At 50.1% G+C, this 2,577-nt stretch carries 2 protein-coding genes and 1 pseudogene; all 3 read left to right on the forward strand.

The genetic code is table 11. The features are described from left to right. Positions 1-393 (forward strand): annotated as a pseudogene (locus ACTHMC_RS13080) (SusC/RagA family TonB-linked outer membrane protein); the annotation flags it as partial. Between the two features lie 19 nt (positions 394-412). Beyond that, positions 413-1,888 (forward strand): RagB/SusD family nutrient uptake outer membrane protein, encoded by a 1,476-nt coding sequence (locus ACTHMC_RS13085; RefSeq protein WP_440413605.1) that lies wholly within the window; start codon positions 413-415, stop codon positions 1,886-1,888. A 45-nt stretch (positions 1,889-1,933) separates the two neighbouring features. After that, positions 1,934-2,577: hypothetical protein (locus ACTHMC_RS13090; protein ID WP_440413607.1), on the forward strand; the 644-nt coding region annotated here is incomplete at its 3' end.

The raw sequence follows: 2,577 nt of genomic DNA on the forward strand, positions 1-2,577 counted from the left end.
CTGCTCAATTTCAACGGTCAGACCAATGTGCTGGCAGAAGCAGGACTGAACAGGTGGACACCCACCAATCCCAGCAACAAATATCCACGTGCACTGGCGGCTGGTAGTCTTGATAACGGCCTGATCACTTCAAACATCATTGAAGATGCTTCGTATATCCGTCTCAAGAATATCCAGCTCAGTTATGATTTCAGCAACAGGTTACTGAAGAAGATCAGCGTGAAAAGGCTGCGTCTCTATGCAAGCGCTACCAACCTCTTCACCATCACCGATTATTCCGGTGCTGATCCCGAAGCCAATGCATTCGGTCAAAACACAACGATATTCGGCATCGACCGTGGTGGTTATCCCCAGTCAAGAACATTCCTGTTCGGAATCAATCTCGGTCTCTAAAAAAGAAAACTGCTGTCAAATGAAAACAAGAAAGATAACACTTACCATATTGCTCGGCACTGTGCTGGGCCTGGGTTCCTGCTCCAAATTCCTGGAAGAGAATCCCAAACATGTTGTGAACATCAACAACTATTATAAAACAGAACAGGATGCCGTATCTGCCGTGAACGCCATCTATGCCTACCTGAACTCTATCAGTACGGGATCCACGGCAGGTGTGTACCACAGTACATTCTGGGTGGCGGCGGGACTGGCTTCCGACGAACTGGTGAACAACCAGCTGGGAGCACCACAGTTCGATCAGCTGGGTACATTCACCTATGGTCCGCAGAATGCAGGCTTGCTGGAGATCTGGCAGATGCATTACAAGACCATCACGCTGGCCAATATCGCTATCGAGCGCATCCCGCTCATCGAGATGAACACCACGCTGCGCAGCCGCCTGGTGGGAGAAGCAAAATTCCTGCGTGCACTCATGTATTTCAATATGGTGCGTATGTTCGGAAAGATCCCGCTGTTGCTGAAAGAGTCAGAGCCGCTTCGTCCGGAAGTTGCTGAAGTGGCTGCCATCTATGCGCAGATCCATACAGACCTGGAAGCTGCTGAGGCAGACCTTGCCCTGAACTATGCACCCGGCGTTGGACGTGGCCGGGCCACCAAAGGCGCTGCTTATGCGCTCAATGCCAAAGTATACCTTACTGAAAAGAACTGGAAACAGGCTGCTGCAAAAGCCAAAGTGGTGATCGACTCAAAAGAATATGATCTGTGGGACAATTATGCCGATGCCTTCAAACTCGCCAACCGCGGTGGTAAAGAAGCCGTTTTCTCCGTAGGTTTCGGAGATAAAGGCGGCGCTATCATTTTCTGGGAAGTTGGGCAGTTCCTGGTCCGCCTCCTGCCTCCGCAGTTGTCCGATGCAGGTGTGGTGAATGCGCAGGGATGGCAGATCCCCACACAGCAGTTGTACGACTCCTATGATGCGGAAGACCAGCGCAGGGCCGTGACCTTCATCACCAGCTTTACAAAAACAGATGGCTCTCCCGTTACAATCCGTCCTTATATTCAGAAATACTGGGACAGGGTTGCAGAACCCAAGGGCAACGAAAGCTCACAGGATTTCCCTGTGATCCGCTACTCCGATGTACTGCTGATGTATGCTGAAGCCATGAATGAAGATGATCAGCCGCTGATCGCACATGAGTATATCAATAAAGTTCGTAAGCGTGCACGTTTCGATGGAACTGTATATCGCAATACAGTGCCAGATTATTCAGGACTGGGGAAAGATGCTTTCCGTGCTGCCGTGCTGAAAGAGAGAAGGCTGGAGCTGGCCGTTGAAGGTCATCGCTGGTTCGATCTGGCTCGCACCAATACACTGGAAACACTGGTTCCGCAGGCCAAGCCTGGCGTGGTGCCTGCCGCCAGGAATTACCTGTTCCCCATTCCGCTGAGAGAAAGGGAACTGAATACCAATCTGCCCTCGAACGGTTACTAAGTAAAAGACGAATCAAGATATTGTTTCACAATTAAAGACCGAGTATTGGAAATTTCAAATTTTGACAAGTACCCTGCCATCAAAATGGATGGATTTGAAGGATGGAGTGGCTGGACTTCCATAGTCTCAGCCATAGAGCAGCAGGTTGCTGCTGACGGAAAGAAGCGTACAGTTGTGGCTGTAGAATGTTATCATGGTGTTCAACTTACAGAGCTGGTAGCCCAGCTGCGTAAAGGATTCCCAACAGCCCTGATCTTTGAGACTTCCAATGCTCTGTTATCAGAGCAGGCCATCAACGAGATGGTATACCCCTTTGTAACGGATGATCCTGTTTTCGGATATATGTCGCCGTTATCTCTGAATCAGTTCTTCGATACAACGCTCCTTACTGTCATGCAGCAGGAGATAGCAGCAAAATCAGAAGGGGTGATCCTGGTGATCGGCACCGGTGCTACACTGGTAGTTCCCAGTCCGGAGCTCCTGGTATATGCAGACATGCCGCGCTGGGAAATCCAGCTACGTTTCCGCCGCAATGAAACAGGCAATTTCGGGGCCACCAATTTCGCCGACAGCTTTGCCTACAAATACAAGCGCAGTTTTTTTGTTGACTGGCGTGTAATCGACCGTCATAAGCTTACACTGATGGATCGCTGGGATTTTGCCCTTGACACTACCATTGCCGGACAACC

The organism is Pseudobacter sp., assembly GCF_051955275.1.
Lineage (GTDB): Bacteria > Bacteroidota > Bacteroidia > Chitinophagales > Chitinophagaceae > Pseudobacter.